The organism is Kitasatospora sp. NPDC096077 (genome assembly GCF_040303245.1).
In the GTDB taxonomy this organism is placed as follows: Bacteria; Actinomycetota; Actinomycetes; order Streptomycetales; family Streptomycetaceae; genus Kitasatospora.
Window position 1 is genome coordinate 72,819 of sequence record NZ_JBEOSV010000028.1, and the last position, 23,515, is coordinate 96,333.

General features: G+C 72.3%; 25 protein-coding genes and 1 pseudogene. 10 read left to right on the forward strand and 16 right to left on the reverse strand.

Features of this window, described 5'->3' with window-relative positions:
- Positions 1-76: 76 nt before the first annotated feature.
- Positions 77-841: a class I SAM-dependent methyltransferase gene (locus tag ABTZ03_RS23830; RefSeq protein ID WP_350515075.1), complete on the reverse strand. Its 765-nt coding sequence runs from the start codon at positions 839-841 to the stop codon at positions 77-79.
- A 482-nt stretch (positions 842-1,323) separates the two neighbouring features.
- The gene (locus tag ABTZ03_RS23835) at positions 1,324-4,287 is read right to left on the reverse strand and encodes an AfsR/SARP family transcriptional regulator (protein WP_350515076.1); all 2,964 of its coding nucleotides are present in this window, start codon (positions 4,285-4,287) and stop codon (positions 1,324-1,326) included.
- 215 nt (positions 4,288-4,502) lie between these two features.
- On the opposite strand from ABTZ03_RS23835, the gene ABTZ03_RS23840 reads away from it, so the two are divergent.
- On the forward strand, positions 4,503-4,796 hold the full coding sequence (locus tag ABTZ03_RS23840) for a hypothetical protein (protein ID WP_350515077.1): 294 nt from the start codon (positions 4,503-4,505) through the stop codon (positions 4,794-4,796).
- Between the two features lie 487 nt (positions 4,797-5,283).
- Here ABTZ03_RS23840 and ABTZ03_RS23845 read toward each other — a convergent pair whose 3' ends face one another.
- Positions 5,284-5,502 (reverse strand): hypothetical protein, encoded by a 219-nt coding sequence (locus ABTZ03_RS23845; protein ID WP_350515078.1) that lies wholly within the window; start codon positions 5,500-5,502, stop codon positions 5,284-5,286.
- Between the two features lie 137 nt (positions 5,503-5,639).
- Between ABTZ03_RS23845 and ABTZ03_RS23850 the strand changes: the two genes are divergently transcribed.
- Complete coding sequence (locus ABTZ03_RS23850) at positions 5,640-6,398, forward strand: GntR family transcriptional regulator (protein WP_350515079.1); 759 nt, start codon at positions 5,640-5,642, stop codon at positions 6,396-6,398.
- Positions 6,399-6,420: 22 nt separating this feature from the next.
- On the opposite strand, the gene ABTZ03_RS23855 is transcribed toward ABTZ03_RS23850, so the two are convergent.
- From ABTZ03_RS23855 to ABTZ03_RS23865, 3 genes are all read right to left on the reverse strand, one after another.
- Entirely contained in the window at positions 6,421-6,681 is a 261-nt protein-coding gene (locus tag ABTZ03_RS23855) for a Txe/YoeB family addiction module toxin (RefSeq protein WP_350515080.1), read from the reverse strand.
- A complete protein-coding gene (locus ABTZ03_RS23860; RefSeq protein WP_350515081.1) occupies positions 6,678-6,950 on the reverse strand; it encodes a type II toxin-antitoxin system Phd/YefM family antitoxin in 273 nt (90 codons plus the stop codon). The genes ABTZ03_RS23855 and ABTZ03_RS23860 overlap by 4 nt, the downstream gene beginning before the upstream one ends.
- 171 nt (positions 6,951-7,121) lie before the next feature.
- On the reverse strand, positions 7,122-8,789 hold the full coding sequence (locus tag ABTZ03_RS23865) for a fumarate hydratase (RefSeq protein ID WP_350515082.1): 1,668 nt from the start codon (positions 8,787-8,789) through the stop codon (positions 7,122-7,124).
- 237 nt (positions 8,790-9,026) lie between these two features.
- On the opposite strand from ABTZ03_RS23865, the gene ABTZ03_RS23870 reads away from it, so the two are divergent.
- Both ABTZ03_RS23870 and ABTZ03_RS23875 read left to right on the forward strand, forming a co-directional pair.
- Positions 9,027-9,719 carry a DUF1707 SHOCT-like domain-containing protein gene (locus ABTZ03_RS23870; RefSeq protein ID WP_350515114.1) on the forward strand — a complete coding sequence of 231 codons (693 nt, stop codon included), beginning with the start codon at positions 9,027-9,029 and terminating at the stop codon, positions 9,717-9,719.
- 314 nt (positions 9,720-10,033) lie between these two features.
- Positions 10,034-10,411 (forward strand): WhiB family transcriptional regulator, encoded by a 378-nt coding sequence (locus tag ABTZ03_RS23875; protein WP_400924940.1) that lies wholly within the window; start codon positions 10,034-10,036, stop codon positions 10,409-10,411.
- Positions 10,412-10,529: 118 nt separating this feature from the next.
- Here the strand turns inward: ABTZ03_RS23875 and glpX are convergent, their stop codons facing one another.
- Positions 10,530-11,570 (reverse strand): class II fructose-bisphosphatase, encoded by a 1,041-nt coding sequence (glpX, locus tag ABTZ03_RS23880; protein ID WP_350515084.1) that lies wholly within the window; start codon positions 11,568-11,570, stop codon positions 10,530-10,532.
- Positions 11,571-11,785: 215 nt separating this feature from the next.
- Between glpX and ABTZ03_RS23885 the strand changes: the two genes are divergently transcribed.
- The gene (locus ABTZ03_RS23885) at positions 11,786-12,319 is read left to right on the forward strand and encodes a DUF4245 domain-containing protein (protein WP_350515085.1); all 534 of its coding nucleotides are present in this window, start codon (positions 11,786-11,788) and stop codon (positions 12,317-12,319) included.
- Between the two features lie 75 nt (positions 12,320-12,394).
- On the opposite strand, the gene ABTZ03_RS23890 is transcribed toward ABTZ03_RS23885, so the two are convergent.
- Together ABTZ03_RS23890 and ABTZ03_RS23895 are read right to left on the reverse strand one after the other, a co-directional pair.
- Entirely contained in the window at positions 12,395-12,997 is a 603-nt protein-coding gene (locus ABTZ03_RS23890) for a malonic semialdehyde reductase (protein ID WP_350515086.1), read from the reverse strand.
- A gap of 139 nt (positions 12,998-13,136) precedes the next feature.
- Positions 13,137-13,394 (reverse strand): exodeoxyribonuclease VII small subunit, encoded by a 258-nt coding sequence (locus tag ABTZ03_RS23895; protein WP_350515087.1) that lies wholly within the window; start codon positions 13,392-13,394, stop codon positions 13,137-13,139.
- A gap of 94 nt (positions 13,395-13,488) precedes the next feature.
- Between ABTZ03_RS23895 and ABTZ03_RS23900 the strand changes: the two genes are divergently transcribed.
- Positions 13,489-13,977, forward strand: a complete 489-nt coding sequence (locus ABTZ03_RS23900; RefSeq protein WP_350515088.1) for a GNAT family N-acetyltransferase — start codon at positions 13,489-13,491, stop codon at positions 13,975-13,977.
- A 7-nt stretch (positions 13,978-13,984) separates the two neighbouring features.
- Here ABTZ03_RS23900 and xseA read toward each other — a convergent pair whose 3' ends face one another.
- Positions 13,985-15,196 carry an exodeoxyribonuclease VII large subunit gene (gene xseA, locus ABTZ03_RS23905; RefSeq protein ID WP_350515089.1) on the reverse strand — a complete coding sequence of 404 codons (1,212 nt, stop codon included), beginning with the start codon at positions 15,194-15,196 and terminating at the stop codon, positions 13,985-13,987.
- Between the two features lie 10 nt (positions 15,197-15,206).
- Positions 15,207-16,565 carry an APC family permease gene (locus ABTZ03_RS23910; RefSeq protein ID WP_350515090.1) on the reverse strand — a complete coding sequence of 453 codons (1,359 nt, stop codon included), beginning with the start codon at positions 16,563-16,565 and terminating at the stop codon, positions 15,207-15,209.
- 110 nt (positions 16,566-16,675) lie between these two features.
- Here ABTZ03_RS23910 and ABTZ03_RS23915 point away from each other — a divergent pair, with 110 nt between their 5' ends.
- Positions 16,676-17,650, forward strand: a complete 975-nt coding sequence (locus ABTZ03_RS23915) for a 4-hydroxy-3-methylbut-2-enyl diphosphate reductase (RefSeq protein WP_350515091.1) — start codon at positions 16,676-16,678, stop codon at positions 17,648-17,650.
- A gap of 161 nt (positions 17,651-17,811) precedes the next feature.
- Entirely contained in the window at positions 17,812-18,558 is a 747-nt protein-coding gene (gene ppgK / locus ABTZ03_RS23920; protein WP_350515092.1) for a polyphosphate--glucose phosphotransferase, read from the forward strand.
- A gap of 60 nt (positions 18,559-18,618) precedes the next feature.
- Here the strand turns inward: ppgK and ABTZ03_RS23925 are convergent, their stop codons facing one another.
- Positions 18,619-19,209: a DUF6542 domain-containing protein gene (locus ABTZ03_RS23925; protein ID WP_350515093.1), complete on the reverse strand. Its 591-nt coding sequence runs from the start codon at positions 19,207-19,209 to the stop codon at positions 18,619-18,621.
- Positions 19,210-19,371: 162 nt separating this feature from the next.
- Between ABTZ03_RS23925 and ABTZ03_RS23930 the strand changes: the two genes are divergently transcribed.
- Both ABTZ03_RS23930 and ychF read left to right on the forward strand, forming a co-directional pair.
- Complete coding sequence (locus tag ABTZ03_RS23930; RefSeq protein WP_350515094.1) at positions 19,372-19,764, forward strand: VOC family protein; 393 nt, start codon at positions 19,372-19,374, stop codon at positions 19,762-19,764.
- An 84-nt stretch (positions 19,765-19,848) separates the two neighbouring features.
- Entirely contained in the window at positions 19,849-20,922 is a 1,074-nt protein-coding gene (gene ychF, locus ABTZ03_RS23935; RefSeq protein ID WP_350515095.1) for a redox-regulated ATPase YchF, read from the forward strand.
- Between the two features lie 75 nt (positions 20,923-20,997).
- Here ychF and ABTZ03_RS23940 read toward each other — a convergent pair whose 3' ends face one another.
- From ABTZ03_RS23940 to ABTZ03_RS23955, 4 genes and pseudogenes are all read right to left on the reverse strand, one after another.
- Positions 20,998-21,258 carry a Txe/YoeB family addiction module toxin gene (locus ABTZ03_RS23940; protein WP_350515096.1) on the reverse strand — a complete coding sequence of 87 codons (261 nt, stop codon included), beginning with the start codon at positions 21,256-21,258 and terminating at the stop codon, positions 20,998-21,000.
- On the reverse strand, positions 21,255-21,512 hold the full coding sequence (locus tag ABTZ03_RS23945; RefSeq protein WP_280687778.1) for a type II toxin-antitoxin system Phd/YefM family antitoxin: 258 nt from the start codon (positions 21,510-21,512) through the stop codon (positions 21,255-21,257). Before ABTZ03_RS23945 ends, ABTZ03_RS23940 begins: the two co-directional genes overlap by 4 nt.
- Positions 21,513-21,595: 83 nt before the next feature.
- Entirely contained in the window at positions 21,596-22,261 is a 666-nt protein-coding gene (locus ABTZ03_RS23950) for an HAD-IA family hydrolase (protein ID WP_350515097.1), read from the reverse strand.
- Between the two features lie 57 nt (positions 22,262-22,318).
- Positions 22,319-23,481 (reverse strand): annotated as a pseudogene (locus ABTZ03_RS23955) (dihydrofolate reductase family protein).
- Positions 23,482-23,515 lie beyond the last annotated feature (34 nt).

The following is a 23,515-nucleotide window of genomic DNA, read 5'->3' on the forward strand; positions in this document are numbered from 1 at the left end:
CCTGTCCTGGATTCGGTGTGGTGGTCGGGCGGTCTGGTCGGTGGGCCTGCTGGTCGTGCGGCGGTCCTGCGGTCGGTCAGCCGACGCGTCGACAGCACAGGAACAGCTGTTCCTCCGGCGGCAGCGTGGTACTGGCCGGCGCGTACGGATGCCCCGAGCACTCCTCGACGGCGAAACCGGCCGCGACCAGAACCCGCTCCAGATCCTCCCTCAGATACCCACTGATCCGCAGCTCTCTGCCAAGGAACGGAAGCGGAACGTGATCCAGGTCCGCCTCGACCATACCGAGCACCAGCAGTCCGCCGGGCCGCAGGAGCTCGCGCAGCCGCCCGAGCACGGTCGGGATCTCGTCCTGCGGCAGCAGGATCAGCGAGAAGAACGCGGTGATCGCGGCGAACCCGCCCCGGCCCGTCGGGCCCAGCCCGGGGGCTCCCCAGACCCGGTCGGCCCGCTCGGTGGCCAGATCGTACAGGTCGATGCGGTGGAACTCGGCCGGATGCGGGCCGTCGATCCGGGCCTGCCGGGCCAGGGTGAGCATCCCGTCAGAGAGGTCTATCCCGGTCACCCGCAGTCCGCCGGCGGTCAGCTGGCGGACGGTCGGCTCGCCGGTGCCGCAGCCCACGTCCAGCACCCGGGCCCCGGGTTCGAGCTCGGCGAGCAGTTGCCGCCCGCACTCCAACTGGCCGTCCTTGGCCGGGAACGCCTCGCCGTAACAGGCCCCGATGGTGTCGAAGGCGACCGCCTGCAGGGCCCGGGCCGCCCGGCGTCGTCGCACGTCGGGGCCGTCGTCGCCGGCGTCCTCGCCGACCGGGAAAGCGTCGGATATCTGTCCGGTCGTCACGTTGAGGGACACCCTTCCACCCGTGGCCTCCGGTCGGCTCCTCCGCAGCCTCCTGGGCCGCTGCCGGTGGCGGTACGTCACGCTCCCCGCATCACACAGACGGCCTGCACCCCGACACGTTGCCGGCAGACACTCGTGTGCGTACTGGCATCTGAGAATATGCGTGATCACTGCGCCATGGGGTGCCTTTCCGGCCAACTCGTCATGCTTGGGCCGATCTGGACCGGGTCCGCGGAAGCACGGGGGTGCGGGCCGGGTGGTGCGTCCGGCCGCGCACGCCGCAGGGCGCGCCGGGGTGGCGGCGCTGACCTGCGGTTTCACCGGTCCGCGGGCTGACTATCGGACGTTTATCGAACGTCAATCGGCACGGTGCACAGTGGAGCCCAGCGCCGGGGAAGCGTTGAGGGCGCTCCCGCAGCCGGGGGGCTGCGGGAGCGCCGACGCGCGGATCGGGGGAGGTGCTCCGAGGGGGAGCGGAGGCCTCAAGGCGCGGGGGGAGATGAGAAGGGCTCGGTGTGCTGTCGGGAGATGAGGTCCGCTACGGGGGAGGCCTCCGGCACACCGAGCCGCGTGAAGATGGCGTGCGCCTCCTGGAGGCAGGCCAGGCCACGGGCCGGCTGCGCCAGGGCGAGCAGCGCCTCGCCGAGGGCGGCGTTGGCCAGGCCCTGGCAGTAGGCGGAGTCCATGTCCTGCCCGATCGCGAGTGACTGGCCGGCGGCCTCGGCGGCCTCGGCGTGCTCGTCGGCGGCGAGCAGGGCGGAGGCCAGACGAGCCAGGGTGTAGCCCTCCCAGAGGGAGTTCTGCTGGGCGTGGTACAGCTGGTGGGCCTCCTGGAGGTGGGGGACGGCCGCGCCGCCGGAGAGCACCACGCCGAGCTGGTAGAGGGTCTGGGCGAGCAGCGGCCCGTTCTCGGACGCCCGGGCGGCGGCGACGCCGTCGTTGGCGGACTTGATCGCCGTGTCGATCATGCCGAGCCGGTGCTGGACCCGGGCGATGTTGCTGACGATCCGTGCTTCGCTCATGGCCGTGCCGACCGCTCGGCTGGTGGCGCGGACCTGTTCCAGGACCGGCAGGGCCTCGCCGGGACGGTTGCCCATGCTGAGGATCACGCCCAGTGTGTTGGCCGTGGCCAACAGCAGGACGGTCGGCTTGTTCGGTGCCTGGTGGTCGAGGCTGCGGCGGAGCGACTGCTCGGCGCCCTGGAAGTCGCTGGTCACGTAGTGCAGGGCACCGAGCGCGAAGTGCACGCGGGCGAGAACGGCGGAGTCGCCGCGACGCTCGGCCTCGCGTCCGACGGTTTCCAGGATCGGGCGCACCCGGGGGCCGTGGGCGGGGACCGGGCCGATGCCGTTGAGCAGGATCAGCAGGTCGATCGCCGCGTGCTGCGAGGCGTGGGGCCCGTTCGCCGCCGCGGCGATGGCGCTCAGCAGCAGGGCGCCTTCGGTTCGGAGCCAGCTCTGAGCGGAGACGCTGGTCGGCAGGCCGATCCCCGGGGAGGAGGGCGTGGTCAGCAGCTCCGGCTCCGCGTCGTCCGGTTCGATGGTCCGGGACGCGTTGCGGACGGTCGGGATCAGCAGGTCGAGCAGTCGCAGGACGGCTTGTTCCTGCTCCTCGGTGTCCCCGATCCGCTCGTTCTTCCGCTGGGCGTAGAGCCGGAGGAGGTCGTGGTGGCGGTACCGGCCGGGCGTGAAGCACTCCAGCATGTTCGCTTCGACCAGCGACTCGGCGAGGTCCTCGGCGGTGCCCTCGTCCACGCCGAGCAGCGCCGCGACAGCTGCCAGCGGGACGTCCGGGGAGTCGATCAGGGCGAGCAGCCGAAAGGCACGGGCCTCGGGGCCGGACAGCTGTCCGTAGCCGAGCCCGATGGTGGTCTCCACGGCGAGGTTGCCCAGTTGGAGTTCGTCCAGCCGTCGGCGCTGGTCCGCTAACCGGCTGGCGAGATCGGAGACGCTCCAGCGCGGGCGGCTGGCCAGGCGGGCGGCGGCGATGCGGACGGCCAGCGGCAGGAAGCCGCAGGCGGTGATCACCTTCATGGCTGCCTCGGGCTCGGCGGTGACCCGGTGTTCGCCGACGATGGCCGCGAACAGCGCCAGGGCTTCGTCCGAGGTCAGCTCCTCGACGTCGAACAACTGGGCGCCCGGGATGCCGGCGAGTCGGGACCGGCTGGTGGCGAGCACGGCACAGCCGGAGACCCCGGGGATGAGCGGCCGGATCTGCTCGGCGTCGCGCGCGTTGTCGAGCAGGATCAGCATGCGTCGGCTGGCGAGCAGGGAGCGGTAGAGCGCGGCGCGCTGGTCGAGCGAGTCGGGGCTCTCGGTGACCCCGAGCGCGTGCAGGAAGTCACCGAGGACGGCCACCGGGTCGGCCGGGGAGACGCCGGCTCCGCGCAGGTCGACGTACAGCTGCCCGTCCGGAAACTCGGACCGGACGCGGTGGGCGACGTGCACGGCGAGAGTGGTCTTGCCGACGCCGCCGATGCCGGCCAGCGAGGTCACCACGACGGCCTGGCCGGTGGCGTTCATCAGGACCGCGGACAGGTCGCCCACCAGGTTCGAGCGACCGCTGAAGTCCGATACGTCGGCCGGGAGTTGAGCCGGAGCTGGCGGAGTGGCCGGGCCGTCCTCATGTGCCGCGAGAGCCGGGACGGCGGGGAGGGTGAGCGCCGGGTCGGCCGCGAGGATGCGGTTGTGCATCGAGGACAGGCCCACGCCCGGTTCGACTCCGAGCTCCTCGATCAGGAGCTTGCGGGTGTCGGTGTAGACGCCGAGTGCCTCCGCCTGGCGTCCACAGCGGTAGAGCGCCAGCATCAGCAGCTCACGCAGGCGCTCGCGCAGCGGGTGTTCGGTCGTCAGGTTGTTGAGTTCGACGACGATCTCGGCATGCAGGCCGATGTCGAGGGCGGCGGCGCACAGCTCTTCGGCGGCGGCGACCTGGCGCTCGGCCAGCCGCAGCCGCTGGGTATCGGCGTACGGACCGGGGATGCCGGTGAGCGGACGGCCGCTGAACAGGTCCAGCGCTTGGGCCAGCAGCCGGTGCGCCTCGTGCTTGTCGCCCGAGGTGCGGGCGGCCGCGGCTTCGGTGGAGAGCCGCTCGAAGACCGACAGGTCGAGGGCCTCGCCCGGGATGCGCAGGGCGTAGCCGTCGGCGACCGAGACCAGCAGCTCGGCGGGCCGGCGCACCTCCCGCCGGGGCTCGATGACCGAGCGCAGCCGGGAGACGTAGGTGCGCAGCGCCGCCACGGCCTGGGTCGGCGGGCGCTCGCCCCAGAGCGCGTCGACCAGGTCCTGGGTGGTCACCGGGCGCCCGGAGTGCAGCAGAAGAGTCGTCAGAACGGCCTGCTGCTGGGGGGATCCGAGGGAGAGGGGCTTGCCGTCGAGCCAGGCCTGGACCGGACCGAGGACTTGGAAGCGCAGCGCAGGGGTCTGCGGCGTCTCCCGAAACTGCATGAAGTCCCCCGATGGCCTGTGGTGTCGATTCCGCGAAAAGGGCGCTCGGCGGTCCGCCGTAGTGGTCCAGCTTAGGCGGACGTCCGACTCTGTCGGATCGCCTCGCAAGCCGCACGATGTTTATCGGACATTTAATCAACCCTACGATACTGTCGCCGCGCCCGCGCCACGGAGGTCGGGCCGAACACATTTGATGACCGAAAGGCGGCCGCCCAATGGCCAATGACCAGAGCGAGACCCCGGTGCCGTCGACGCCGCAGAACGCGACGCAGGCCGACACCCCGGCCGTCGCTGTGGAGGCGGGCAAGGCTGTCGAGGGTGCGGTGGCCGTGTCCTCGAACCCCTCCGAGTACGCCGCGCCTTCCGATGCGCAGAAGACGGCGATCGAGAACGACCTGTTCGGCGGCGAGGGCGCGGAGGACCCCGGCGCGCCGGCCACCGACACGCCGGCCACCGGTGAGCCCGGCAAGACGTACGAGCCGGAGAACATCATCTTCGGTCACCCGTAACCCGTTCCGGTCGATGGCCCCGCGCCTCCGTCCGGGCGCTCGGGCGTTTGGCGACAGCTCCGGATATCGGATCTGACGGCGCGTAGGATCGAACTTGAGTTCGCCAGCGGGCGGACCTGAGGAGTTGGAGGGGTTGCATGAGCAAGCTTCGTCGGGTTGCCGTGGTCGCCGTGTCGACCGTTGTCGTGACCGTCGGCTACGTGGCCACTGCCACGGGCGCCTTCGCGAGCATCATCCAGGGTCACCCGTAAGTCGTTCCGACCGAGTGCCCCCGCGCCCCTGCCTGGGCGCGGGGGCGCTGTCGTGATGTGCGCGCCAATTCGTGTGCGGGTCCATCGGGTGGCCGATTTCCGCCCCCGGTGCACGCTTGGTGACCGTCGGTATCCGTAACGTGCCCGGCGGCGCGCGCGGGGCGTTCCGGAATTCCGGATTCACCGGGGGGATTACCGGGTTCCGAATGCCATGGCTTGCGTGGATTCATCCGCAATTACCGGGGCTGATCGCATTCAGCCGAATCGCGGGGCTCGGGGGCAGGGGAGACGTCGTGCGGTTCGGCGGCCCATTCCAGACCGCCGTGCTCGGGGCGCAGGTAGTACTCGCCGCCGATGGTGTCCATGTAGATGCCGGTGCGTCCGGTCCTCCGGTCGAGGACGAGTTCACCCACGTGCGGCCGGTAGGCCGGGGCGTTGCGCTGTCGGGTGCTCACCGCACTGCTCCTTCGCTCGGTCAGCGACTGGCAGACATCTCTAGAGAAGCTAATATCTCTAGAGATGTCAACGGTCGTATCTCCTTATCAGCGACCGCGGGCGCGCCTACGATTCATCCGAGGGAGAGGGAGCGGCGATGAGCGGCAGCGGTGGCGACAAACAGCCCAAGTACCAGCGGATCGCCGAGTCCCTGAAGGCGGCCATCGACACCGGCCGCTACCGCGCGGGCGACCGGCTGCCCGGCGAGAACGACCTGATGGACGAGTACGGCGTGGCCCGGATGACCGCCCGTCAGGCGCTCGGCGTGCTGCAGAGCGAGGGCATCGCGGAGGCCCGCAGGGGCGCGGGGGTGTTCGTCCGGGACTTCCGGCCGCTGCGCCGGCGCGGCATCCAGCGGCTGGCGCAGGGGCAGTGGGGCTCCGGCCGGTCGATATGGTCCGCGGACATCGACAACCGCAGTCTGGTGGTCGACCAGGTGTCGGTCACCGAGCGGGGAGCCCCCGAACACGTGGCCCGGGTGCTCGGGGTGGAGCCGGGCGTCCCGATGTGCGTGCGGCACCGCCGCTTCGTCCTGGACGGCAAGCCGGTGCTGCTCTCCACCTCCTACCTGCCGGCCGTCCTGGTCGCCGGCACCGCGATCACCCGCGAGGACACCGGCCCGGGCGGCACCTACGCCCGACTGGCCGAGATCGGCGCCAAGCCGGTGCACTTCCGCGAGGAGGTCCGCTCCCGGATGCCCGCCGCCGACGAGGCCACCCGCCTCGAACTCTCCGCCGGCACCCCGGTCATCCTGATCTGCCGCACCGCCTTCGCCGACGAGGGCCAGGTCGTCGAGCTCAACGAGATGATCCTGGACGCCGCCTCCTATGTCCTGGAGTACGACTTCGACGCCTGACCGGCGGACCGCAGGGTTCCGGCTACTGGTGGTGGTAGCGGGCCTTGAGGATCTTCACTTCCTTCTCGTCGGCGCGGTAGACCAACCGGTGCTCGTCGTCGATCCGGCGGGACCAGTAGCCGGCGAGGTCGCCCTTCAACGGTTCGGGCTTCCCGATCCCGTCGAAGGGGTTCCGCTGGATCTCGCCGATCAGCCGGGTGATCCGCTGGGCCATCTTCCGGTTGGAGCCGAGCCGGAACAGGAAGTCCTCCCAGGCGTCGGGGTCGAAGTGGACGCTCCTCACACCTCACCCGCCAGGGCTTCCAGGTCCGCGACGGTCCTGGTGACGCCCGGGTGTCCGGCCCTGTCCCGGGCGACGGCCTCCATCAGCCGCTGGGCGTTGGCGGGGGAGCGCAGGAGGTAGATCGTCTCCTGCCACGAGTCGTAGTCCTCGGCGGACATGAGGACCGCGTCCCCGCCCTTCGAGGTGATCCTTATCGGGGCGTGGTCGTCGTTGACCTTCTTGATCAACGGGAAGAGCTGGGTGCGTGCCTCGCTCGCGCTGATGGCCATCGGGGTGCCTTCCATCCACGTACCGGTGATTCGTACCGCAATGGTACGGGTTTCCGGTACCGGATGCCCCTCGATATGCGACGAAGAACCGCCCCGGCCGCAGGGGCGGCCGGGGCGGTTCGGGGGCGTTCGGGAGTGTTCCCCCGGCGTGCGGGGGCGTTCCCCGGGCGGCTACTCCTTGGAGCGGATCCGAAGGTTGGTGATCAGCGGGCCCTCGGTGGTCTCGCGGAAGAAGTCGTTGCCCTTGTCGTCGACGACGATGAAGGCCGGGAAGTCCTCGACCTCGATGCGCCAGACGGCCTCCATGCCGAGCTCGGCGTACTCCAGCACCTCGACCTTCTTGATGCAGTCCTGGGCGAGGCGGGCGGCCGGGCCGCCGATGGAGCCGAGGTAGAAGCCGCCGTGCGCGGCGCAGGCGTCGGTGACCTGCTTGCTGCGGTTGCCCTTGGCGAGCATCACCAGGGAGCCGCCGGCCGCCTGGAACTGGTCGACGTAGGAGTCCATCCGGCCGGCCGTGGTGGGGCCGAAGGAGCCGGAGGCGTAGCCCTCGGGGGTCTTGGCCGGGCCCGCGTAGTAGACCGGGTGGTCCTGGAGGTACTTGGGCATGCCCTCGCCGGCGTCCAGGCGCTCCTTGATCTTGGCGTGGGCGATGTCGCGGGCGACGACCAGGGTGCCGGTGAGCGAGAGCCGGGTCTTGACCGGGTACTTCGACAGCTCGGCGCGGATCGCGGACATCGGCTGGTTGAGGTCGACGCGCACCACGTCGTCGTCCAGGTGCTCGTCGGTGGTGTCCGGCAGGTACTTCGCCGGGTCGGTCTCCAGCTGCTCCAGGAACACGCCCTCGGCGGTGATCTTGCCGAGCGCCTGGCGGTCGGCCGAGCAGGAGACGGCCATCGCGACCGGCAGCGAGGCGCCGTGGCGGGGCAGTCGGACCACCCGCACGTCGTGGCAGAAGTACTTGCCGCCGAACTGGGCGCCGATGCCGATCTTCTGGGTCAGCTCGGTGACCTTGGCCTCCAGCTCCAGGTCGCGGAAGCCGTGGCCGGTCTTGGCGTTGCCCTCGGTCGGCAGGTTGTCCAGGTAGTGCGCGGAGGCGTACTTGGCGGTCTTGAGCGCGAACTCGGCGCTGGTGCCGCCGATCACGATGGCCAGGTGGTACGGCGGGCAGGCCGCGGTGCCGAGCGAGCGGATCTTCTGCTCCAGGAACGAGAGCATGCTGGCCTCGTTCAGGATGGCCTTGGTCTCCTGGTACAGGTACGACTTGTTGGCGGAGCCGCCGCCCTTGGCCATGAAGAGGAACTTGTACGCGTCGCCGTCGGTGGCGTACAGCTCGATCTGGGCCGGCAGGTTGTTGCCGGTGTTCTTCTCGTCCCACATGGTCACCGGGGCCATCTGGGAGTAGCGCAGGTTGAGCTTGGTGTACGCGTCGTACACGCCGCGCGCGATGGCGGACTCGTCGGCGCCGGGGGTGAGCACGTTCTGGCCGCGCTTGCCCATGACGATCGCGGTGCCGGTGTCCTGGCACATCGGGAGGACGCCGCCGGCCGAGATGTTGACGTTCTTCAGCAGGTCGAGCGCGACGAAGCGGTCGTTCGGGCTGGCCTCCGGGTCGTCCAGGATGCGGCGCAGCTGGGCGAGGTGGGCGGGGCGCAGGTAGTGCGAGATGTCGTGCATCGCCTCGGCGGTGAGCAGCCGCAGGGCCTCGGGCTCCACCTGGAGGAAGGTGCGGCCGCCGGCCTCGAAGGTGGAGACGCCCTCGGAGGTGAGCTTGCGGTACGGGGTCGGGTCAGCGCCCAGGGGGAGCAGGTCGCTGTACTCGAAGTCTGGCGTGGGAGCCATCGGGGCGGTCCTTAGGTGTCCAGTTGGTGCGGCTGCGTCGGCGAAGCACCATCCAGGGTAGGACCCGGCCGCGGGACGCATGCGGACAGGTCGCCCTTGCGTGACGGGGCTCACTCGGGCAGCAGTACGACCGACTAGGCTTGGGCCGTGAACAACACGCCGGACAACTCGCCGTCGCAGGACGATCCGGGGCAGCCGCCGGTGCCGGCGCCCGTACCCCTGACCAAGCCCGAACCGATGCCCCAGCCGAAGCCCGTGGCCACGCCGCAGCCCGCGCACGCCCCGGTGGCGCAGGCGGAGATGCGGGTCTCGGACGCCGACCGCGAGCGGATCGCGGAGCTGCTCCGGGACGCCTACGCCGAGGGGCGGTTGGACGCGGACGAGCACGCCGAGCGGATCGAGGCCGCGTACGCCGCCAAGACCTTCGGTGATCTGGTCCCGCTGACCAGGGACCTGCCGGCGCACCGGTCGGTGTCCTTCGACAAGCCGCCGCTGGACGCCCCCGCGCAGGGTCCGTCGGGCGCCCGGCCGCTGCCGCCCGCGCGGCACGAGTCCCCGTCGGTGGTGGCGGTGTTCGGCGGCGCCTCCCGCAAGGGCCGCTGGCGGGTGGGCTCGCAGCTGACCGCCTTCGCCGCGTTCGGCGGGGTGGAGATCGACCTGTCCGACGCGGTCTTCGAGTCCCCGGAGGTGGAGATCACGGTGACGGCGATCTTCGGCGGGGTGGAGATCCGGGTGCCGGAGAACGTCAGCCTGCTCGGTTCCGGGGTCGGCATCTTCGGCGGGTTCGACGTCCGTGAGCAGACCGCGGCGGACCCGTACGCTCCGGTCGTGCGGGTCAAGGGCGTTGCGATGTTCGGGGGTTGTGACGCGAAGCCGCGCCGGGGCAAGAAGCTCAAGGAGTGGGTCCGTAAGCAACTCGGCACGGATTAGCCCGAATTGACCCGATGAACGCCCGGCCGTGGATCAACTCCCGGCCGGGCGTTCGGCGTTGTGATCGGTGCACTCCGTAGTCGATTGCGTGCAGTGTGCATGAATCGCGGCCGGGCGGGGTAGTTCCTTCCGCACATCGCTTCTTGAACGGCTGTGCACCGGACGCGGCCCCGTGGCCGTGTCGGGTGCTGGACAGCGGGGGCTCGCAGCCGTGCAGGGGAGCGGGGTTCCCCGTGTCCGAGAGCCTCGTCAGGAGTACGGCCGTGCTGCATCCGATCGAGTCCCGCACCACTTCGCCAGTCGCCGCCGCCCAGTTGCTGGAGCGTCGTCCGGCCGTCCGCCCCCAGCCGCAGCCCCCGGGCGGCACGGCGGGCACGGCCGCGGGCGAGGACAATCCGTGGCACACCGGTGCGGCCTGTCGACGGGACGAGGTGGGGCTGTTCTTCGCGCCCTCGAAGGAGCCGACGGCGGCCCGGCTGTCGCGGGAGGAGCAGGCCAAGCAGGTGTGCGCCCGCTGCCCGGTGCTGCTGGAGTGCCGTGAGCACGCGCTGGCCCAGCCGGAGCCGTACGGGGTCTGGGGCGGGCTGACGGCCGCCGAGCGCCGGGTGGTGCTGGCCCGGCGGCGCCGCCGGGACGCGGAGCTGCGCGAGGCGGCCCGGGTGGCCACGGCCGGGCGTCGGATAGCGGGTTGACGGCGGGCCGAAGACCCGCCCCGGCGGGCGGTCGGGCCGCGACCGTGGCCGGAACGCCACGAGGCCCCGGCGGAGGGGGATTCCGCCGGGGCCTCGTGCTGGGCCGGTCGTGGCCGGGTCAGTTGGCGCGGTCGAAGTCGATCGCGCTGTAGGCCCGCAGCTTCGACAGCTTGTGGACGGAGTTGATCTCGCGGATGGTGCCGCTCTTGGAGCGCATCACCAGCGAGCTGGTGGTGGCGGTCTCCGAGCGGTAGTGCACGCCGCGCAGCAGCTCGCCGTCGGTGATGCCGGTGGCGACGAAGAACACGTTCTCGCCGCTGACCAGGTCGTTGGTGGTGAGCACCCGGTCCAGGTCGTGTCCGGCGTCGAGGGCCTTCTGCCGCTCGGCCTCGTCCTTGGGCCACAGCCGGCCCTGGATGACGCCGCCCATGCACTTCATCGCGCAGGCCGCGATGATGCCCTCGGGGGTGCCGCCGACGCCCATCAGCAGGTCGATGCCGGTGCCCTCGCGGGCGGCCATGATGGCGCCGGCCACGTCGCCGTCGGAGATGAACTTGATCCGGGCGCCCGCCTCGCGGATCTGCCGGACCAGGTCGTCGTGGCGCGGGCGGTCGAGCACGACCACGGTGACGTCCTCGACGGCGCTGCCCTTGGCCTTGGCTACCCGGCGGATGTTGACGGCCGGCGGGGCGGTGATGTCGACGAAGTCGGCGGCCTCCGGCCCGGTGATCAGCTTGTCCATGTAGAACACGGCGCTGGGGTCGAACATGGTGCCGCGGTCGGCGACGGCCAGCACGGCCACCGCGTTGTTCATGCCCTTGGCGGTCAGCGTGGTGCCGTCCACCGGGTCGACCGCGACGTCGCACTCGGCGCCGGTGCCGTCGCCGACCCGCTCGCCGTTGTAGAGCATCGGGGCTTCGTCCTTCTCGCCCTCCCCGATGACGACCACGCCGTTCATCGAGACGGTCGAGACGAGGGTGCGCATCGCCTTCACGGCGGCACCGTCCGCGCCGTTCTTGTCGCCCCGGCCGACCCACCGGCCGGCGGCCATGGCGGCCGCCTCGGTGACCCGGACGAGCTCGAGTGCGAGGTTCCGGTCCGGAGCCTCGGGCGCGACCTCCAGGGCACTGGGAAGGTGGTGCGGGTACTGCGCGGTCATCGTCGTTACCTCTCTGTACGCGACGGCCAGTGAGCGCCCGACTACTGCCTGGTCGAACGCCGTGGTGAGGGTAGTGCGATCGTATCTGCCCACGAGATGACTGTCTGTGGCGCGGGTCGCCATCCCGGAGCGGAAACCACCGGTTCGTCCCGGTTCACCCGTACGTGCCCACCCCTGGTGGCCGGGCCGGGATGTGGATGAGTCACCATGTGGGGGTGGCTGCAAACAAGGGCATGAGGGGTCGGCAGACCGTACGGGACATGGTCCTGTCGATGCTGGCGGTCGGTTTCGTCGTCTGGATCGGGTACCTGTTCCTCCCGCACGACGCGGACGGCGACCCGGTGCACGTGGTCGGGTACAAGGTGGAGGCGGCCTCGGCGAGGCGCGCCGCACCCTACCCGCTGCTGTCCCCGGAGGGGCTGCCCGACAAGTGGCGGGCCACCTCGGTCAGCTACACCCCGGCCGCCATCAACAACGGCAAGGGCAACGCCTGGCACCTGGGCTTCGTGACCCCCTCCGGCCAGTACGCGGCGGTCGAGCAGGCCGACGTCCCGCGCGACCGGTTGCTCGCCGACAAGGTCGCCGGCGCCCAGCCGGACGGCAGCTCGGACGCGGCCGGGCACAGCTGGGACCGGGTGCAGGGCGACAAGTCCCGGGCGCTGGCCGCCCAGACCGGCTCGGCGACCACCCTGATCACCGGCACCGCCTCCTACGAGGAACTGGCCGAGCTCGCCCAGGCGCTCAAGTAGCGCCCGGCCGCCGCGCACGCGGAAGGGCCCGCACCGGACGAACCGGTGCGGGCCCTTCGCCGTCGCGGGGCGCGATCAGACGGTGGTGACGACCTCGTCGTAGGCCAGGCGCGGGGAACGCGGGAACCAGGCGTCCTCGCCCGGCTTGCCGATGTTGACCACGGCCAGCACCGAGTGGTCGCCCTCGCCGAAGAACTCCTTGTTGATGCCCTCGGCGTCGAAGCCGGTCATCGGGCCGGCGGCCAGGCCGGCGGCGCGCACGCCGATGATGAAGTACGCGGCCTGCAGGGCGCCGTTCAGCGCGGCGGAGGACTCACGGACCGAGCGCTCCGAGAAGAAGACGTCCTTGGCCTGCGGGAAGTGCGGGAACTGGGTCGGCAGCTCCTCGTGGAACTCGTTGTCCGCGGCGAGGATGGCGACCAGCGGGGCGGTGGAGGTCTTGGCCTTGTTGCCGTCCGCCAGGTGCTGGACGAGGCGCTCGCGGCCCTCGGTCGAGCGGACCAGGACGACGCGCAGCGGCTGCTGGTTGAAGGCGGTCGGGCCGTACTTGACCAGGTCGTAGATGGCCTGGACCTGCTCCTCGGTGACCGGCTCGTCGGTGAAGGTGTTCGCGGTGCGGGCCTCGCGGAACAGCAGGTCCTGAGCGGCGGCGTCGAGTACCAGGGCGTCGGTGGTCATGCTTCTGCACCTCATGCGGGAGGGGGGTTCGTCGGAGTGACCGGCGCGGCCGATCACACGATCCAACATAGGTGAAGATTCAACGATTCCCCAAGCCGTTGTGACCTGCCTCACGGGCAGCCGTGCGGACCCGCAGTGCTCACTCCCCGCCCGGGGCCGCGCCCTCCTCGGCCGCCAACGCGGCGTCCAGCCGGGCCCGGGCGCCGTCCAGCCAGCGCTGGCAGACCTTCGCCAGCTGCTCGCCGCGCTCCCACAGCGCCAGCGACTCCTCCAGGGAGGTGCCGCCGTTCTCCAGCTGCCGGACCACGTCCAGCAGCGCGTCCCGGGCGTGCTCGTAGCCCAGCGCGTCGTCCGGGGTCGGCGCCGCCGCGTCCTGCTGCTCCTGCTGCTCTGCCATGCGTGCCAGCGTAGGGGCTGGCGCCGACAGCGGCCGGTTCCACGGGCCGAAACCCGGGTGCGGCCGGGCACCGCCCGGCGCTAGCCTCCGCCGCATGACCGAGGTCCGCCCCGCCGTCCCGGACGACGCCCCCGAACTCGTCCGGCTGCGCAACCTGATGTTCGAGGCGATGCCCAGCATGGCCGCAGTGGCCGGCCCCGGCCCCTGGCAGGCCGCCGCCGAGCGGCTGCTGCGCGAGCGCCTGGCCGCCCCGCCCGGCGAGCTCACCATGCCCGCCTTCGTGGTCGACGACGCCGGGCGGCCCGGCCGGCTCGCGGCCTGTGCCGTCGGCACCCTGGAGCGCCGCCTGCCCTCGCCCGGCAACCCGGAGGGCCTGTTCGGCTTCGTCTTCAACATCTGCACCGACCCGGGCCACCGGCTGCGCGGCCACGCCAGGGCGTGCACCGAGGCGCTCCTGGACTGGTTCGACGACCGCCGGACCGGCCGGATCGACCTGCACGCCAGCAGCGGCGGCGAGGCGCTCTACCGCAGCCTGGGCTTCGGCGAGCACTCGACGGCGCTCTCCCGCCAGCGCTCCTACTGAGGCCCCACTACCGAGGCCCCACGGTCACGTCGAAGCCGCCGCCCGCCACCCGGGCGTGCAGCCCGTCCCCGGCCGCGACCTGCGCCGGGTCGGTCACCACCGTGCCGTCGGCCCGCTGCAGCACCGCGTAGCCGCGCTCCAGGGTGGCCGCCGGGGAGAGCGCGACCACCCGGGCCAGGGTGTGCCCGAGGTCGCTCTGGGCGTGGTCCAGCCGGTGCCGCAGCGTCCGGCGGGCCCGCTCCAGCAGGCCCTCCACCTCCTGGCCGCGCCCGTCCAGCATCCGGTGCGGGGCGGCCAGCGCCGGGCGGCTGCGCAGCCCGTCCAGCCCGTGCTGCTCGCGCTCGACCCGGGACTGCACGTGCCGACGGGCCCGGTCGCGCAGCTGACGGACCTTGGCCAGCTCCTCGCCGACGTCCGGAACCACCCGTTTGGCGGCATCGGTCGGGGTCGAGGCGCGCAGATCGGCGACGAAGTCCAGCAGCGGCTGGTCCGGCTCGTGCCCGATCGCGCTGACCACCGGCGTACGGGCGGCCGCGACCAGCCGCACCAGCCCCTCGTCCGAGAACGGCAGCAGGTCCTCCACGCTGCCGCCGCCGCGGGCCACGATGATCACGTCCACCTCGGGGTGCTCGTCCAGCTCCCGGACGGCCGCGCTCACCCGCTCCACCGCGCTGACCCCCTGCACCGGGACGTTGCGCACCTCGAAGCGCACGGCCGGCCAGCGCCGCCGGGCGTTCTCCAGCACGTCCCGCTCGGCCGCCGAGCCGCGCCCGGTGACCAGCCCGACGCACTGCGGCAGGAACGGCAGCCGCCGCTTGCGCTCGGCCGCGAACAGGCCCTCCCCGGCCAGCCGCCGCTTCAGCTGCTCCAGCCGGGCCAGCAGCTCGCCCAGGCCCACCGGGCGGATCTCCGAGGCCCGCAGCGACAGCTGCCCGCGCGCCGCGTACCACTCCGGCTTGGCGTGCACGACGACCCGCGAGCCCTCCTGCACCACCTCCGCGACCTGCTCGAACACCGAGCGGAAGCAGGTCACCGTGAGCGACACGTCGGCCTGCGGGTCGCGCAGGGTCAGGAACACCACGCCCGCTCCCGGGCGGCGGCTGAGCTGGGTGATCTGACCCTCGACCCACACCGCGCCGAGCCGGTCGATCCAGCCGCCGATCAGCGCGGAGACCTTGCCGACCGGGATCGGGGCTTCGGGGGAGCTGGAGTTGGCCATGCGTACGAGGCTAGCGGCGCCCGCCGACACCGGCCGCCGTACTGCCCTGGACACCCAGCACCACCAGGCCGACCGCCAGCCAGACCAGCCCGACCAGCTGCGCCGTGGTCGAGGCCTCGTAGACCACCGCGCCGATCACCGCGATCCCCAGCAGCGGGACGACCAGGTGCCGCAGCCGGTCCCGCGAGCCGTGCCGGAGGGTGTACCAGCCGATCACCGAGGCGTGCAGCAGCGCGAAGGCGGTCAGCGCGCCCACGTTCACCACCGAGGTCAGCTGGTCCAGCCCGTCGTCCCGGGTCGCCGCCCAGACCGCCGCCGCCATGGTGACCACCGCGGCCGCCAGCAGCGCCCGGCGCGGCACCGCGCTGCCCGGGTCGACCGAGCCGAGCGGCCGCGGCAGCCGCCCGTCCCGGCCCATCGCGAAGACCAGCCGCCCGGCCGCGGCCTGCCCGGCGAGCGCCGCGAAGGCCGCGCCGATCGCCTTGCCGGCCGCCACCAGCACGTGCAGCCAGTGGCCGATGCCGGCCTCCACGGTGTCGTAGAAGGCCGAGCCCTGGGTGGCCGGGTCGGCGGCCAGCTGCTGCGGGGTGGTCGGCTCCAACAGCGCCGCCAGGTAGGTCTGGACGACGAACAGCGCCCCGGCCAGCGCCAGGCACCAGAGCACCGCCCGGGCCACCGCGGCCGAGGCGCCGACCGCCTCCTCGACGAAGCCGGCGATCGCGTCGAAGCCCAGGTAGGAGAGGACCGCCACGGACACCGCGGAGAGCACCGCGGTGGCCGAGAAGTCCCCGACGGCGGTGAACGGGGTGGCCCAGCCGCGCCGCGCGCCGTCCTGCGCCAGCACCACCGCGGCCGCGACCACGAACACCACCAGCACCGCGATCTCCAGCGCCAGCACCGCGAAGCCGACCGCGGCCGCCGTCCGCACCCCGATCAGGTTGAGCGCCGTGGTCACCAGCACCGCGAGCGCCGTCCACAGCCAGCGCGAGACCCCCGGGACCAGCGAGTGCAGCGCGATCCCGGAGAACAGGTAGGCCACCGCGGGGATCAGCAGGTAGTCCAGCATCGCCATCCACCCGGCGACGAACCCCGGCCCCTCGCCCAGCCCGGCCCGCGCGTAGGCGAACACCGAACCGGTCTGCGGCACCGCGCGCACCATCTGGGCGTACGAGAGGGCGGTGAAGCCCATCGCCACCGTGGCCACCAGGTAGACGGTGGCGACCGCGCCGTGGCTCTTGGCGTCCAGCACGCCGAACACGCCGACCGGGGCCATCGGGGCGATGAACAGCAGTCCGTAGACCATCAGATCGCGGACGCCCAGGGTGCGGCGCAGGCCGCTCGGCGGCGGCTGCTCGTTCACGGCGCTCATGGAGACCACAGTTGGGTATTTCCCGACCCTTTGCGACCGGAAGGTGTCCGAGCTCGGCGAGGGTCTCCGCCCCGGGCGGTGCGACTCCCGCGCGCCCGTACGATGGAGCCATGTCCAACACCGCGCAGCGCCGTGTCCTGCTCGCCGCCCCCCGGGGCTACTGCGCGGGTGTCGACCGCGCCGTGATCGCCGTGGAGAAGGCCCTGGAGCAGTACGGGGCCCCCATCTACGTCCGCAAGCAGATCGTCCACAACAAGTACGTGGTGCAGACCCTGGAGAAGAAGGGCGCGATCTTCGTCGACGAGACGGAGGAGGTGCCCGAGGGCTCGATCGTGGTGTTCTCCGCGCACGGTGTCGCCCCGGCCGTCCACGACGAGGCGCGGGCCGGCCGGCTCGCCACCATCGACGCCACCTGCCCGCTGGTCACCAAGGTGCACAAGGAGGCCGTGCGCTTCGCCGACGAGGGCTACGACATCCTGCTGGTGGGCCACGAGGGCCACGAGGAGGTCATCGGCACCATGGGCGAGGCCCCGGACCGGATCCACCTGGTGGACGGCGCCGAGGACGTCGCCAACGTGCAGGTGCGGGACGAGTCCAGGATCGTCTGGCTGTCCCAGACCACGCTGTCGGTGGACGAGACCATGGCCACCGTCGGCGAGCTGAAGAAGCGCTTCCCGGCGCTGGTCAGCCCGCCCAGCGACGACATCTGCTACGCCACCCAGAACCGCCAGGTCGCGGTCAAGCAGCTGGCCGCCGAGACCGACCTGCTGATCGTGGTCGGCTCCAAGAACTCCTCCAACTCGGTCCGCCTGGTCGAGGTCGGCCTGGAGTACGGCGCCAAGGCGGCCCACCTGGTCGACTTCGCCGAGGAGATCGAGGAGTCCTGGCTGGAGGGCGTCACCACGGTCGGCCTGACCAGCGGCGCCTCCGTCCCGGAGATCCTGGTCGACGGCGTGCTGGAGTTCCTGGCCAAGCGCGGCTACGACACGGTGGAGACGGTCAAGACCGCCGAGGAGCACCTGACCTTCTCGCTGCCCAAGGAGCTGCGCCGCGACCTGCGCGCCGAGGCCGCGGGCAAGCTGTAGGCCCTTCGCGGTAGGCCTCTCCCGGAGGACCCGGTGCCCGGTGCGGGCGCCGGGTCCTCCGTCGTCCGCGCTTTGCTGTGCGCCCCCGCCCCCGCTCTCGTAACTTTGTGCACAGGCTGTGGACAAGCCGGTCCGACGGCCGGACGGCGGAGGGCGGAGTGATGACGGCGGTATTCGGCGTGGACATCGGCGGTTCGGGCATCAAGGGCGCCCCGGTCGACCTCGCCCGGGGTGTGCTCGCCCAGGAGCGCCACAAGGTGCTCACCCCGCAGCCGTCCGAGCCGGCGGCCGTGGTCGCCGCCGTCCGCGAGGTGGTCCGGCACTTCGACCACCGGGGCCCGGTCGGGCTGACCTTCCCCGGCGTGGTGGTCGGCGGCCGCACCAGGACGGCGGCCAACGTGGACAAGGGCTGGATCGGCGTGGACGCCGAGGCGCTGTTCCGGGAGGCGCTGGACCTGCCCGCGACCGTGCTCAACGACGCGGACGCGGCCGGCCTCGCCGAGACCGCGCACGGCGCCGGGCGGGGCGAGCCCGGGGTGGTCCTGGTGCTCACCTTCGGCACCGGCATCGGCAGCGCGCTCTTCGTGGACGGCGTGCTGGTGCCCAACACCGAGCTGGGCCACCTGGAGCTGCGCGGCAAGGACGCCGAGCGCCGGGCCTCCTCGGCCGCCAGGGAGCGGCACGACCTGACCTGGGAGCAGTGGGCCGGTCGGGTCGACGAGTACCTGGACCTGGTGGAGATGCTCTTCTCGCCGCAGCTGATCGTGATCGGCGGCGGGGTGAGCCGCAAGCACGAGAAGTTCCTGCCGCTGCTGAAGGACCGCGGGGCGCGGGTGGTGCCGGCCGAGCTGCGCAACGACGCGGGCATCGTCGGCGCCGCCATGGCGGCGGCCCGGGCGGCCGGCTGACCGGGTGCGGCGGGTTGACCGGGCGGCGGGCCGACCGGGCCCGCGCGCCGGGCGGAGCGGTCAGCGGGAGCGGTGGATCCGGCGCTGGGCGACGAAGCGGGCGAGCACGATCAGCGCGGCCAGCCCGGTGCCGGAGAACAGCCAGCCGGCCCGCAGCGCCAGCCCGGTCGCCAGCGCCACCACCTGGGCGGTGACGCCGGAGGAGGTGACCGGCGCGAGCACCAGCAGGCCCACCGCGAAGGCGATCGGCCCGCTGATCGGGGCGGCCAGCAGGTCGGCGTACCGGACCCGGACGGCCAGCTGGAAGCAGACCACCAGGTAGCCGAGGCCGAACAGCCAGCCCAGGTCGTCGAAGAGCAGCCGGTCCAGGCCCGCCACCGCGAGGGTGGCCAGCACCGCGACCACGCCGGTGCCGATCGCGGTCAGCCGGGTCGGCCGGCCGGTCCGGCGCCGCCCGTACACCCGCAGCCGGCGCTTCGGGGCCTGCCGTGCGGCGGGCCGGTCGGCCACCGGGCGCAGCCGGGAGGGGGACGCGGCGGAGGCCCCGGCGCTCTCGGGGGCCCGGCCGGGACCGGGGACGGAGGCCGGGGCCGCGCCGTTCGGCGGACGGCGTCTGGGACCTGGCGGCTGGGTACGGATGCTCTGCTCCACCCGCCCAACGTACGGTCCGATCATCGCCACACTGTGTAATGGACCGTTCAGGTCTTGTCCCGTGTCCCCGGATGGCGTACTCCTGTGATCGTCACTCAACGCGCTGACCTGCTCGGCCGAGTCGACCGACCTTGATCATCCGATGACCGTACGGGGGCTGCCATGACTGCCGGATTCACCTTCGAACGCCTCGACCACGTCCAGCTCGACATCCCGGCCGGCGCCGAGGACGAGTGCCGGGCCTTCTGGTCCGGGGTGCTCGGCATGACCGAGCTGCCGAAGCCGCCGGTGCTGGCGGCCCGCGGCGGCTGCTGGTTCCGCGGTGGCGGGGTCGAGGTGCACCTCGGCGTCACCCCGGACTTCCGTCCGGCCCGGAAGGGTCACCCGGGCATCCTGGTGACCTCGCTGGACGCCCTGGCCGAGCGGCTCACCGCGCACGGCCACGAGGTCACCTGGGACGACCACCACCCCGGCCACCGCCGCTTCTACGCCGCGGACAAGCTCGGCAACCGGCTGGAGTTCCTGGAGCCGCTGCCCGCGCCGACCGAGGCGTGAGCGGGTCGAGGCGCTGCCCGTAGACTTGGGGGTCGGCCCGTACGGTGCCGACCCAACTCCTCCAAGCCCACGGGACTGCGCTTCATGTCGCTCACGATCGGAATCGTCGGCCTGCCGAACGTCGGCAAGTCGACCCTGTTCAACGCCCTGACCAAGAACGACGTGCTGGCGGCCAACTACCCGTTCGCCACCATCGAGCCGAACGTCGGCGTCGTCGGCGTCCCGGACGCGCGGCTGGCCAAGCTCGCCGAGATCTTCGGCTCGCAGCGCGTCCTCCCGGCCACCGTCGACTTCGTCGACATCGCCGGTATCGTGCGCGGCGCCAGCGAGGGCGAGGGCCTGGGCAACAAGTTCCTCGCCAACATCCGCGAGTCGGACGCGATCTGCCAGGTCGTGCGTGCCTTCACCGACCCGGACGTGGTGCACGTGGACGGCAAGGTGTCGCCCAAGGACGACATCGAGACCATCCACACCGAGCTGATCCTGGCCGACCTCCAGACCATCGAGAAGGTCCTGCCGCGGCTCCAGAAGGAGGCGCGCCTCAAGAAGGACACCGCCCCCGTGCTGGCCGCCGCCGAGGCCGCCCAGGCGGTCCTGGAGACCGGCAAGACCCTCTTCGAGGCCGGCTTCGACACCACCCCGATCCGCGAGCTGCACCTGCTGACCGCCAAGCCCTTCCTCTACGTCTTCAACGTGGACGAGGACGAGCTGGCCGACGAGGACTTCAAGAACGCCCAGCGCGCGCTGGTCGCCCCGGCCGAGGCGATCTTCCTGAGCGCCAAGATCGAGTCCGAGCTGATCGAGCTCGACGACGCCGAGGCGCTCGAACTCCTCCAGTCGATGGGCCAGGAGGAGCCCGGCCTCGCCACCCTCGCCCGGGTCGGCTTCGACACCCTCGGCCTGCAGACCTACCTGACGGCCGGCCCCAAGGAGACCCGCGCCTGGACCATCAAGAAGGGCGCCACCGCCCCCGAGGCCGCCGGAGTCATCCACACCGACTTCCAGAAGGGCTTCATCAAGGCCGAGGTGATCTCCTTCGACGACCTGGTCGAGACCGGCTCCATCGCGGACGCCCGCGCCAAGGGCAAGGCCCGGATCGAGGGCAAGGAGTACGTCATGCAGGACGGCGACGTGGTGGAGTTCCGCTTCAACGTCTGACGGGTGTCGCAACTTCCCTGCAAGGGGCCGGACTTCCGCTGGAAGTCCGGCCCCTTCGGTGTCCGTGCCGCCGGTTCAGTTCTCGTAGTGGTAGCGGCACTGGGCGATCAGGATCGAGTCGTCGGTGACCTTGTAGATCAAGCGGTGCTCGTCGTTGATCCGACGCGACCAGTAGCCCTGGAACCCGTGCTTGAGCGGTTCCGGTTTTCCGATCCCCTCGTTGCCGTTGTGTGTGACATCGGCGATCAGCGTGTTGATCCGCTTGAGGGTCTTGCGGCCCTGGGCCTGCCACCACAGGTAGTCCTCCCAGGCCCGGGAGGCGAACGTGATCTTCACTCCGGGTCCGCCAGCTCCCGTACGGTCCCTCCGCCGCTCTCCAACTCCTCGATGGAGGCCAGCAGGCGCCGGGCGTTCGCGGGGCTGCGCAGGAGGTAGGCGGTCTCCTTGAGGGACTGGTAGTCCTCCAGCGAGACGATGACCACCGGTTCGTGTCCGGCGCGGGTGATCACTATCTCTTCGCGGTCGTCCGTGACCGCGTTGAGTACCTCGGCGTAGCGCGCACGGGACTCCGAGTAGGTCATCGTCTTCATGGCCCAGCTCCTCCGATAGGTACAGGAAACTGTACGCCGACCTCGGTGGGGCGACAAGGCATGGGCCTCGCCAGCGGGGCGGGTCAGGGGCGGACGGTGACGGTCAGGGTGCCGTCCGGGGCGGTGGTGACGGTGACGGCTTCGAGGGTCGGGGCGAGGGCGTCGGGGTGGTGGGCGGCGGCGCGGGGGCCGATGCCGACGACCGGCATGCCGGCGGCGCGGGCGGCGGCGATGCCGGCCCCGGAGTCCTCGAAGGCGACGCAGTCGGCGGGGGCGAAGCCGAGTGCGGCGGCGCCCTTGAGGAAGCCCTCGGGGTCGGGCTTGCTGGCGCCGACGGACTCGGCGGTGACCAGGACGGGCGGCATCGGCAGGCCGGCCGCGTCCATCCGGACCCGGGCGAGCGGCAGGTCGGCGGAGGTGACCAGGGCGTGCGGGAGGTCGGCCAGCGAGGCGAGGAAGGCGTCGGCGCCGGGGACTTGGACGACTCCCTCGGTGTCGGCGCGCTCCTCGGCGAGCATCTGCTCGTTCTCGGCGAGGTTGAGCTCGACCGGGCGGTCCGGCAGCAGGACGGCCATGGTGGCGTGGCCCTGGCGGCCGTGCACCACGGTGAGTGCCGCGACCGGGTCGAGGCCGTGCCGTTCGGCCCAGCGGGTCCAGCAGCGCTCGACCACGGCGTCGGAGTTGACCAGGGTGCCGTCCATGTCGAGGAGGAGGGCGCGGGCGGTGAGCCGGACGGGGGCGGCGGTCATGGGGTGGCTCCTGGGGGCGGGGAAGGTGAGCTCTTTGTTCCTCGATGATACAAAAGATCAGCGGAGCAGGTGGGCGTTGACCGCCCGGGCCTCCTCGGCCAGCTCCGGCAGCTCCACCACCTCGACCCCGGCGGCCTCCAGCAGGGCCGTGCCCTGGCAGTCGGTGACGAACAGGTCCGGCTCGCGCCAGGCGACCACCACCCGCGGCACGCCCGCCGCGATCAGCAGCCGGGCGCACGGCACCGGCCGCGAGGCGCGCTGCCCGCAGGGCTCCAGGCTGCTGTAGACGGTCGCCCCGCGCAGCCGGGGGTCGCCGGCCGGGAGCTTGGCCAGGGCCGCCTCCTCGGCGTGGTCGTGCGCGTCGGTCTCCCGGCTGTGGCCCTCGGCCAGCACCTCGCCGTCGGCGCCGACGATCACCGCCCCGACCGAGAAGGCCGTCGCCGAGGGCGGGCAGCGGCGGGAGAGCGCGACCGCCCGGCGCAGGTGGTCCAGGTCGGTGGCGGTGGGACGGTTCGGCGCGGGGCGGTTCACGGCGCGGGCTCCTTCGGGGCGTACCTGAGCAGGACGACGTCGCCCACCGTACGTGCCTCCAGCAGCCGCATCCGCCGGGCCGGGCCGCCCGGGAACGCGGCCGGGCGGACGAACCGCGGCGCCTCGGCCTGGCCGACCAGCAGCGGGGCGACGGCCAGCTGGAGCTCGTCCGCCAGGCCCCGGGAGAGGAACTGGGTGTGCACCCCGCCGCCGCCCTCGACCATCAGCCGGCGCACCCCGCGCGCGCCCAGGTCGTCCAGCACCGCGTCGAGGTCCACCGAGTCGCCGAGTGCGACCACCTCGGCCAGTCCGTCCAGTCGCGGCCGCAGCGCCGCCGCCCCGGCCGCCGTGGTGTAGGCGAGCTTCGCGCCGCCGGTGTGCCAGAACCGCAGGTCGGCGTCGAGCGCCCCGCTCGCGCTGAGCGTCACCTTCAGCGGGTGCTCCGGCCGGCCGGTGGCCACCCGGGCGGCCCGCCGTGCGGGGTCGTTGACCAGTAGTCGGGGGTTGTCGGCGCGCAGCGTGTTGCCGCCGACCAGGATCGCGTCGGCGGCCGCCCGTTCCTGGTCGACCCGGTCGAAGTCGGCGGCGTTGGAGAGCAGCAGCCGGTCGGGGGAGGCGTCGTCGAGGTGGCCGTCGAGCGACACGGCGGCGCTCAGCAGGACGAAGGGGCGCTGGCCGGGGCCGGGCATGGGCAGGACCGTTCTGTCGGGGCCGTTCGGTCGG

Excerpts from the sequence above, each read along its gene's own strand:
- ABTZ03_RS23945 (WP_280687778.1), bottom strand. The coding sequence starts at position 21,512 with ATGAAGACGATGACCTACTCGGAGTCCCGTGCGCGCTACGCCGAGGTA.
- ABTZ03_RS23900 (WP_350515088.1), top strand. The coding sequence starts at position 13,489 with ATGACCGAGGTCCGCCCCGCCGTCCCGGACGACGCCCCCGAACTCGTC.
- ABTZ03_RS23915 (WP_350515091.1), top strand. The coding sequence starts at position 16,676 with ATGTCCAACACCGCGCAGCGCCGTGTCCTGCTCGCCGCCCCCCGGGGC.
- ABTZ03_RS23870 (WP_350515114.1), top strand. The coding sequence starts at position 9,027 with ATGCCCCAGCCGAAGCCCGTGGCCACGCCGCAGCCCGCGCACGCCCCG.
- xseA (WP_350515089.1), bottom strand. The coding sequence starts at position 15,196 with ATGGCCAACTCCAGCTCCCCCGAAGCCCCGATCCCGGTCGGCAAGGTC.
- ppgK (WP_350515092.1), top strand. The coding sequence starts at position 17,812 with ATGACGGCGGTATTCGGCGTGGACATCGGCGGTTCGGGCATCAAGGGC.
- ABTZ03_RS23860 (WP_350515081.1), bottom strand. The coding sequence starts at position 6,950 with ATGGCCATCAGCGCGAGCGAGGCACGCACCCAGCTCTTCCCGTTGATC.
- ychF (WP_350515095.1), top strand. The coding sequence starts at position 19,849 with ATGTCGCTCACGATCGGAATCGTCGGCCTGCCGAACGTCGGCAAGTCG.
- ABTZ03_RS23895 (WP_350515087.1), bottom strand. The coding sequence starts at position 13,394 with ATGGCAGAGCAGCAGGAGCAGCAGGACGCGGCGGCGCCGACCCCGGAC.
- ABTZ03_RS23840 (WP_350515077.1), top strand. The coding sequence starts at position 4,503 with ATGGCCAATGACCAGAGCGAGACCCCGGTGCCGTCGACGCCGCAGAAC.
- ABTZ03_RS23910 (WP_350515090.1), bottom strand. The coding sequence starts at position 16,565 with ATGAGCGCCGTGAACGAGCAGCCGCCGCCGAGCGGCCTGCGCCGCACC.
- ABTZ03_RS23835 (WP_350515076.1), bottom strand. The coding sequence starts at position 4,287 with ATGCAGTTTCGGGAGACGCCGCAGACCCCTGCGCTGCGCTTCCAAGTC.
- ABTZ03_RS23850 (WP_350515079.1), top strand. The coding sequence starts at position 5,640 with ATGAGCGGCAGCGGTGGCGACAAACAGCCCAAGTACCAGCGGATCGCC.
- ABTZ03_RS23930 (WP_350515094.1), top strand. The coding sequence starts at position 19,372 with ATGACTGCCGGATTCACCTTCGAACGCCTCGACCACGTCCAGCTCGAC.
- ABTZ03_RS23950 (WP_350515097.1), bottom strand. The coding sequence starts at position 22,261 with ATGACCGCCGCCCCCGTCCGGCTCACCGCCCGCGCCCTCCTCCTCGAC.
- glpX (WP_350515084.1), bottom strand. The coding sequence starts at position 11,570 with ATGACCGCGCAGTACCCGCACCACCTTCCCAGTGCCCTGGAGGTCGCG.
- ABTZ03_RS23865 (WP_350515082.1), bottom strand. The coding sequence starts at position 8,789 with ATGGCTCCCACGCCAGACTTCGAGTACAGCGACCTGCTCCCCCTGGGC.
- ABTZ03_RS23890 (WP_350515086.1), bottom strand. The coding sequence starts at position 12,997 with ATGACCACCGACGCCCTGGTACTCGACGCCGCCGCTCAGGACCTGCTG.